Source organism: Azospirillum sp. (assembly GCF_035627195.1).
Classification (GTDB): Bacteria; Pseudomonadota; Alphaproteobacteria; order Azospirillales; family Azospirillaceae; genus Azospirillum.
Genome location: NZ_DASPMG010000249.1, coordinates 1 through 8,063, shown reverse-complemented (window position 1 = coordinate 8,063; position 8,063 = coordinate 1). Strand labels below are relative to the sequence as shown.

Below are 8,063 nucleotides of genomic sequence, written 5' to 3'. Positions count from 1 at the left end.
GTACCAGAACCAGGGCTTCGACAAGGAAACGCTGGCCGAGATCGAGAACACGACGCTGGCCGACATCATCCTGCGCAACACGGACACCGAGCACATCCAGGACGACGTGTTCGTCTTCGTCGAGCGGCGCCGCAACGACGCCGAACCGGAAAGCCCCGACGCGCCGCAGCTGGTGATCGGCGCCGCGGCGGGCATCGCCGTCACCGGCGGCCCGAAGGACGACGTGCTGGTGGCCGAACAGGACGAACAGACGATGACCGGCCGCGCCGGCCGCGACCTCTTCGTCTTTACCGAGCCGGGGCAGCGCGCCACGATCACCGACTTCGAACCGGGCCGCGACCGGCTGTCGTTCGATGCGGAAACCGGGGTGGACGTTGCCGATGCGGAGGTCCGGGCGGAGCAGGGGCACGCGCTGGTCGTGCTGGGCGAGCACCGCATCGAGCTGTTGGGCGTGCGTCCCGATCAGTTGAGCGGGTCGAGCTTCCTCGCGGCGTGACCTTCATCGCGGCGTGAGGGCGGCCCTTACAACGCCGCCTGCACGCTCTTCACGAACTCGGACAGGCCGACCTGGCGGGTGCGCTTCAGGCGCTCGGCGTTCAGGATGGCCTGGACCGAGGCGACGCTCTTCTCGACGTCGTTGTTGACGATGACGTAGTCGTACTCGGCCCAGTGGCTGATCTCGTCGGAGGCCTTGGCCATGCGGCCGGCGATCACCTCGGCCGAATCCTGGGCGCGGGTGTGCAGGCGGCGCTCCAACTCCTCGCCCGACGGCGGCAGCACGAAAATGCTGACGAGGTCGGTGCGCGCGTTCTCGGCCAGCTGCTGCGTGCCCTGCCAGTCGATGTCGAACAGAACGTCGCGGCCGGCCTTCAGCGCGTTTTCCACCTTCTCGCGCGGGGTGCCGTAGCAGTTGCCGAAGACGCGGGCGTGCTCCAGCAGCTCGCCCGCTTCGACCATCTGCTCGAAGCGCGGCATGTCGACGAAATAGTAGTCGACCTCCGGCACCTCGCCGGGGCGCATGGGGCGGGTCGTGACCGACACCGACATGGTGATGCCGGAGTCGCGCTCCAGCAGCTTGCGCGAGATCGTGGTCTTGCCGGCGCCGGACGGCGACGACAGGACCAGCATGAGGCCGCGGCGGCGGATCTCCTTGGGGGACGGGGCCATGGGACGCATCACTCGATGTTCTGGACCTGCTCGCGCAGCTGTTCGATGGAGGCCTTGAGCGACAGGCCGACGCGCGTCAGCTCCACGTCGGCCGACTTGGAGCACAGCGTGTTGGCCTCGCGGTTGAATTCCTGGCACAGGAAGTCGAAGCGGCGGCCGATGGCGCCGCCCTCGGCCAGCATCTCGCGCGCCGCCTGGACGTGGGCGCGCAGCCGGTCCAGCTCCTCGCGCACGTCGGCCTTGCCGATCAGCAGCGCCGCCTCCTGCGCCAGCCGCTCCTCCGGCAGCGAGGGCACGGCGTCCAGCAAGGCGGCCAACTGCGCCTTCAGCCGCTCGCGCAGCGCCTCCGGCTGCACGGAGGCGCAGGCGGCAGCCGCGTCGGTCAGCCGCTCGATCTCGTCCAGGTGGCCGGTCAGCACGCCGGCCAGCCGCGCGCCCTCGGCCGCGCGGGCCTCGCCCAGCTTGACGATCACGGCGGCGACGTCGCGCTTCAGCGCTTCGTCCAGGCGCTCGCGCGCCTCGGTCTCGTCCTCCTCGACCGGCTCGATGATGCCGCGCACGGACAGCAGCGCGTCCAGGCGCGGCGCCGCCGCGCCGGCCGCCTCGATCTCGCGCGCCAGCTCCAGAACCTGGGCCAGCAGGTCGCGGTTGATGCGCAGCTGCGACACGGTGGAGGAGCGGGTCAGCGTCAGCGTCAGGTTCACCGTGCCGCGCGCCAGCCGCTTGGGGATCTCCGCCCGCGCCGCCGCCTCGATCTGGTCGAAGCCGCTGGGCATGCGGCAGCGGATGTCGAGGCTGCGGCCGTTCACGCTCTTGGCCTCGAAGGTCCAGGAATAGGCCTCGGCATGCCCGTCGATGCGTGCGAAACCGGTCATGCTGGCGACGGGGCGTTGGGCGGTCAATGCGGCCTCGGCTAGAATGGGTGGCGGGGCGTGTTCGTGAAGCGTGAACTTATAGCCCGCACAGCCCATAGCAACAAGAAGTGGCGCAACAAGGAGCGAGGGGAGTTCATGCGCGATCCGCGGACGGTGGTCATCACGGGCGGCTCCAGCGGCATCGGGGAGGCGCTGGCGCTGGCCTACGCCGGTCCCGGCGTCACGCTGGGCCTGACCGGGCGCGACGCGGCGCGGCTGGAGGAGGTGGCGGCGCGCTGCCGCACCCGCGGCGCCGCGGTCGAGACGGCGGTGGTGGACGCCGCCGACCGCGACGCGATGGCGGCGTGGCTGACGGCCTTCGACGCGCGAACGCCCATCGACCTGCTGGTCGCCAACGCCGGCATCTCCGCCGGCACGGGCCTGCATGGCGAGACGGAGGAGCAGGCCCGGCGCATCTTCGCGGTCAACGTCGACGGCGTGTTCAACAGTGTCTACCCCGTCCTGCCCGGCATGCGGGCGCGGCGGCGCGGGCAGGTCGCCATCATGGCGTCGCTGGCCGGCTTCCGCGGCCTGCCCGGCGCCCCGGCCTATTGCGCCAGCAAGGCCGCCGTGCGCGTGTGGGGGGAGGGGATGCGCGGCTATCTGGCCGGCGAGGGGGTGGAGGTGTCCGTGGTTTGCCCCGGCTTCGTGCGCAGCCGCATGACCGCCAACAACCGCTTCCCCATGCCCTTCCTGTGGGACGCCGACCGCGCCGCCGCCCACATCCGCGACGCCCTGGCGCGCAACCGCGGGCGCATCGCCTTCCCGCTGCCCATGCGCGCGGCGGTGTGGCTGATGGCCGCTTTGCCGCCGGGATGGACCGATCCGGCCCTGCGCGCCGCCCCCCGGAAGGGGTGAGCCGGCGAATACAGCTTGCCAGCGCCGTTCGCAGGCACCATTTTCTAGGGATCGAAATTGCTCTGGGTCTACGGTCTTCGTGCTCTCCCACGCGTCCGGTGGTTCCCCTCAGTGATTTGGTTTTCCGCCGTACGGTCGCGGCGGGTTACTTCGTAGTGAAGGGGAAAGCCGCATGGCCACCGGTACCGTGACATGGTTCAATACGACCAGGGGTTTCCAGCCCGTCGACGGCACCGCCGCCGGCCATCGGCCGCTCTGAACCACGACGGGGCGGCTGCGGCCGCCCTTTCCGACTGCAGCACGATGCCGGCGACCTGCCGGTGAACTATGACAGGAATGTCCCATGGCCAAGGAAGACTTGGTCGAGATGGACGGAGTCGTCACCGAAGTCCTGCCCGATGCCCGCTTCCGCGTGCAACTCGACGGCGGGCATGAAGTGATGGCCTATTCATCCGGCCGCATGAAGAAGAACCGAATCCGCATCCTCGCCGGGGATCGGGTGACGGTCGAGATGACGCCCTACGACCTGACCAAGGCTCGTATCAACTTCCGCCACAAGACGGAGGGTGCGCCCCCGCCGATGGCGCGGCGGCCGCCCGGCAACTTCCGGCGGTAAGAGCTGGCCGGGGATCTGCCCCGGCGAGCTTCGGGTCCGTTAGCACAGGAGGCAGCATGGCAGTCGATCGCCGAAACGTGGACCGGAACGATCTCGACGCGATGACGCGGGACTACCTCGCGAAAGGCGGCAAGATCGTCCAGTGCCCGCCGGGCTCGTCCGAGAACGTCGTTTACAAGCGGAACTCGTTCCGCCGGCGTCCGGGCAGCGCCAACGGCAACGCCGAGGGCCAGACGCCCGCCGAGGGCACGCCGCCCACGGAGGCGGCACCCGCCGACCCATCGCCCACCGAGTCGAAGGACTGACAGCCGGTACGAAAAACGCCCCTTCCATCCGGAAGGGGCGTTTTTTCATGCGGCGTATCATGCGCGTCCGGCGCCGCTCACGCCTTCCAGTAGGCCCAGACCGACGCCGGCGGCACGTTCTTCCAGGTGAAGCCGACCCGCTTGCCCTTCAGCCCCAGCGCCTTCTGGTTGAGCGGCGAGTGGATCATGTAGGTGTAGAGCAGGAACGGACGTCCTTCCGGCATCACGCTGAAGCTCGCCTCGACGATCTCGCGCTGCATGTCCAGCGGCAGCGTGACCATCGGGATGCCGATCACCACGCTGCCGACCTTGCCCACCAGATCGGGGCCCAGCACCCTGGCGATGCCGCGGCAGTCGCCGTTGATGACGTTCACGTCGGGGAAGGAGCCGTGCAGGAACGTGGCCAACTCCTTGTCGATTTCGAAGGCGTAGATGCGATCGCCGGGGATCCCGGCCTCCAGCAGCGCCCTGGTGATGGCGCCGGTGCCGCCGCCGAACTCGGCGACGACCTCGTCGGGAGCGATGGAGAGGTTCTTGCGGATTTCCTTGCGCAGCGCGGCCGAGGACGGGGTGATCGAGCCCATCGACAGCGGATTGGCCATCCAACGCTGGAAGAACAGCCACGCGGCCGGCGGCGATTTGCGGCCTTTTGCTTTATCGGCGACGGTGATTTCGGTGGGATTCATGATCGGCCTTTCGCCGGTGGTTGTCGATCGCGTTTCCGGGGCTTAACAACGAAAGCGGCCATCGGGTCCAAATTTCGGGCGACCACGAACGAACTTAAGGCGAAACCGGGTAACGCCGCAACACGCGGCCGGACGATCAAAGGCTCATGGCGGCGTAGGAAAAGCCGCTGATCAGGACGACCGCGGCAACGATCGCCGCCACCGTCAGCAGAAGCGCCGTGCCCACCGCGGCCCCGTCGCGCTCGATCAGGCCCAGCGAGATGACCACCAGGGCGAAGCCCGGCAGCCAGCCCATCAGCGGCACCGGCACGATGCAGATCATCGACAGGATGAAGATCAGCAGGCCGAACCAGCGCTCCCCGTCGATGACGGCCAGCCGGTGCAGGCGGGGCTTCAGCAGCGACTCGATGCGCACCAGGCGCGGCATCATCGCGTCCAGCATGCGCGCCGCCGTGGCGCGGTCGACGGAGCGCCTCAGCAGCCAGTCCGGCAGCACCGCGCCGCGCCGCCCAAACATGAGCTGGAGCGAGTACAGCACGATGGGCAGGTCGCAGATCACCGACACGCCCAGCGGCACCGGCGCGATGGTGGGCAACGCCAGCGCCAGCAGGATGGTGCCCAGCGACCGGTCGCCCAGCGCCGCGATCAGGTCGCCCAGCGTCACACGCGGCCCCGGCAGGTTGTCGCGGAAGCGGGCCAGCACATCGGAGGTGCGGACCTCCTCCTCGGCTTGGGCCTCGATCACGGGCATGCGGTCGCGGGGGTAGTCGCTCATGCGGCGATCCCGGCCTCGGCCGCCGCAGCCTCGTACGCCTCCAGCGCCTCCATCCAGGTCTCCTCGGCGGCGGCGAGCTTCTTGTCCACCGCACCCAGGTCGATCTGCAGCTTGGTCAGCTTGTCCGACGGGCCGGTGTAGAGCGTCGGGTCGGCCAGCTTCTCCGAAATGCGGGCCTTCTCGGCGCTCAGTTTGGTGACCAGCGCCTCGGCGTCGGTGGCCTTCTTCTTGAGCGGCGCCAGCGCCGCGCGGGCCTCGGCGGAGGCGCGGCGCTGGTCCTTGCGGCTGGGGCCGGTGTCGCCCTTGGCGTCGGCGCGCTCGGCGCGGGCGCGTTCCAGCAGCAGGCGCTTGTAATCGTCCAGGTCGCCGTCGAAGGGCTTGCAGGTGCCGTCGTGCACCAGCAGCAGGCGGTCGGCGGTCAGTTCGATCAGGTGCGGGTCGTGGCTGATCAGGATGACCGCGCCCTCATAGCCGTTGATCGCCTGGATCAGCGCCTCGCGGCTGTCGACGTCCAGGTGGTTGGTCGGCTCGTCCAGCATCAGGATGTGCGGCGCCTCGCGGCTCATCAGCGCGAACAGCAGGCGCGCCTTCTCGCCGCCCGACAGGTCGCCGATGCGGGTGTCCGCCTTCTGCTGCGGGAAGCCGAAGCGGCCGAGGTGGGCGCGCACCTTCTCCTCCAGCAGGTTGGGCATCAGCCGATGCGCCTGCCGCACGGCGGTGAGGTCGAGGTCCAACTCCTCCTGCTGGTGCTGGGCGAAGTAGCCGACCTTCAGCTTGGACGGGCGCCGCAGCTCGCCGCCCATGGCGTCCAGGCGGCCGGACAGCAGCTTGACCAGCGTCGACTTGCCGTTGCCGTTGGCGCCCAGCAGCGCGATGCGGTCGTCCATGTCGATGCGCAGGTTGAGGCGCTTCAGGATCACCTTGTCGCCGTAGCCGACCGACACGTCCTCCAGGCTGATCAGCGGCGGCGCCAGCTGGTCGGGCGAGGGGAAGTCGAAGCTGACCGCGCTGTCCTCGGCAATGGGCGCGATCACCTCCATGCGCTCCAGCGCCTTGATGCGGCTCTGCGCCTGCCGGGCCTTGCTGGCCTTGAAGCGGAAGCGGTCGATGTAGGACTGGATGTGCTTGCGCGCCGCCTCCTGCTTGGCGGCGGTGGCCTGCATGCGCTCCAGGTTCGCCTGGCGCGTGCGGGTGAAGGTGTCGTAGTTGCCGGTGTAGGTGACCAGCTTGCCCTGGTCGACGTGGATCGTCGTCGTCGGGATGGAGTTCAAGAGGTCCCGGTCGTGGCTGACCAGCAGCACCGTGTGCGGGTAGTTCTTGAGGTAGTTCTCCAGCCACAGCGTGGCTTCGAGGTCCAGGTGGTTGGTCGGCTCGTCCAGCAGCAGCAGGTCGGGCCGCGCGAACAGCACGCCGGCCAGCGCCACGCGCATCCGCCAGCCGCCGGAGAAGGCGGAGCAGGGGCGCAACTGCGCCTCCGCGTCGAAGCCCAGGCCGGCGAGGATCTGCGCGGCCCGCGCCGGGGCGGAGTGCGCCTCGATGTCGGCCAGCCGCGTGTGCACCTCGGCGATGCGGTGCGGGTCCGTGGCCGTCTCGGCCTCGGTCAGCAGGGCCGTGCGCTCGGTGTCGGCGGCCAGCACGGCGTCGATCAGGCTGGTCGGCCCTTCCGGCGCCTCCTGCGCCACCATGCCGATGCGCGTGCCGGCGGGCACGGTGATGGCGCCGGCATCGGCGTGGATCCAGCCGGCGATGAGCTTGAGCAGCGTGCTCTTGCCCGTTCCGTTGCGGCCCACCAGCGCGACGCGGTGCCCCTTGGGCACGACGGCGGTCGCCTGGTCGAAGAGCACGCGGCCGCCGAAGCGGAAGGTCAGGTCGTTGATGTGCAGCATGTCAGGGTCCCATGTAGCACGGGACGGGGCGGTTTTGTAGTGACCCGCGCGTGACGGCTTCCATGCCACCGTATTTCGGAAGATCCGGTTGCCGCGCCGCCGCCGCGCCAGTATAACGCCGCGCAAACACACGCCCCCGCACCCGCCGGGGGCGCTTTCATAAAGGAGCACCGCCATGGCCGTCGAACGGACCCTCTCGATCATCAAGCCCGATGCCACCCGCCGCAACCTGACCGGCAAGATCAACGCCCGCTTCGAGGACGGCGGCCTGCGCATCGTCGCGCAGAAGCGCGTGCGCCTGTCGAAGGAAGTGGCCGAGCAGTTCTACGGCGTGCACCGCGAGCGTCCGTTCTTCAACGACCTCGTCAGCTTCATGATCTCCGGCCCGGTCGTCGTGCAGGTGCTGGAAGGCGAGAACGCCATCGCCCGCAACCGCGAGATCATGGGCGCTACCAACCCGGCCAACGCCGCCGAGGGCACCATCCGCAAGGACTTCGCCGAGTCGATCGAGGCGAATTCGGTGCACGGCTCTGACGCGCCGGAGACGGCCGCCCAGGAGATCCGCTTCTTCTTCAGCGACCTGGAGATCGTCGGCTGATCCCTGCGGATCGTCCGGTTTCTTTGGAAGGGCCGCCCCCTGGGGCGGCCCTTTCGCGTCTCATGAGTGTTGTACCGTCACGCCGGTGTCGTGGACACGCCGGGCGATGTAGGCTATTCGAGGGAACAAGCGCCCCCGCCGGGGCCGCGCGCCTGAGGAGCACGTGGGATGGAATTCCAGGACAAGCAGCCGATCATCTCGCTCTTGGAGCCGCTCGCCCCGACGATCGCGACCGGCCGCAACGATCTCGCCGACGAG

At 69.3% G+C, this 8,063-nt stretch carries 9 protein-coding genes and 1 pseudogene; 5 read left to right on the top strand and 5 right to left on the bottom strand.

What is annotated here, in order from left to right; translation table 11 throughout:
* Positions 1-496, top strand: a pseudogene (locus VED21_RS22475) (hypothetical protein); the annotation flags it as partial.
* A 26-nt stretch (positions 497-522) separates the two neighbouring features.
* Here VED21_RS22475 and gmk read toward each other — a convergent pair.
* Entirely contained in the window at positions 523-1,167 is a 645-nt protein-coding gene (gmk, locus tag VED21_RS22470; protein WP_324886221.1) for a guanylate kinase, read from the bottom strand.
* 8 nt (positions 1,168-1,175) lie between these two features.
* Positions 1,176-2,042 carry a YicC/YloC family endoribonuclease gene (locus tag VED21_RS22465; RefSeq protein WP_324886219.1) on the bottom strand — a complete coding sequence of 289 codons (867 nt, stop codon included), beginning with the start codon at positions 2,040-2,042 and terminating at the stop codon, positions 1,176-1,178.
* A gap of 135 nt (positions 2,043-2,177) precedes the next feature.
* On the opposite strand from VED21_RS22465, the gene VED21_RS22460 reads away from it, so the two are divergent.
* The 3 genes from VED21_RS22460 (at position 2,178) to VED21_RS22450 (ending at position 3,860) form a co-directional block, all read left to right on the top strand.
* A complete protein-coding gene (locus VED21_RS22460; protein WP_324886217.1) occupies positions 2,178-2,939 on the top strand; it encodes an SDR family NAD(P)-dependent oxidoreductase in 762 nt (253 codons plus the stop codon).
* A gap of 343 nt (positions 2,940-3,282) precedes the next feature.
* A complete protein-coding gene (infA, locus tag VED21_RS22455) occupies positions 3,283-3,555 on the top strand; it encodes a translation initiation factor IF-1 (RefSeq protein ID WP_324886215.1) in 273 nt (90 codons plus the stop codon).
* Positions 3,556-3,611: 56 nt separating this feature from the next.
* Positions 3,612-3,860, top strand: coding sequence for a hypothetical protein (locus tag VED21_RS22450; protein ID WP_324886213.1), 249 nt, complete (start codon positions 3,612-3,614; stop codon positions 3,858-3,860).
* Between the two features lie 77 nt (positions 3,861-3,937).
* On the opposite strand, the gene VED21_RS22445 is transcribed toward VED21_RS22450, so the two are convergent.
* The 3 genes from VED21_RS22445 to VED21_RS22435 form a co-directional block, all read right to left on the bottom strand.
* Positions 3,938-4,546 carry a phospholipid methyltransferase gene (locus VED21_RS22445; protein WP_324886211.1) on the bottom strand — a complete coding sequence of 203 codons (609 nt, stop codon included), beginning with the start codon at positions 4,544-4,546 and terminating at the stop codon, positions 3,938-3,940.
* 136 nt (positions 4,547-4,682) lie between these two features.
* Positions 4,683-5,321 carry an exopolysaccharide biosynthesis protein gene (locus tag VED21_RS22440; RefSeq protein WP_324886209.1) on the bottom strand — a complete coding sequence of 213 codons (639 nt, stop codon included), beginning with the start codon at positions 5,319-5,321 and terminating at the stop codon, positions 4,683-4,685.
* A complete protein-coding gene (locus VED21_RS22435; protein WP_324886207.1) occupies positions 5,318-7,207 on the bottom strand; it encodes an ABC-F family ATP-binding cassette domain-containing protein in 1,890 nt (629 codons plus the stop codon). The genes VED21_RS22440 and VED21_RS22435 overlap by 4 nt, the downstream gene beginning before the upstream one ends.
* A gap of 175 nt (positions 7,208-7,382) precedes the next feature.
* On the opposite strand from VED21_RS22435, the gene ndk reads away from it, so the two are divergent.
* Positions 7,383-7,805, top strand: a complete 423-nt coding sequence (gene ndk / locus VED21_RS22430; protein ID WP_324886205.1) for a nucleoside-diphosphate kinase — start codon at positions 7,383-7,385, stop codon at positions 7,803-7,805.
* Positions 7,806-8,063: the final 258 nt, after the last annotated feature.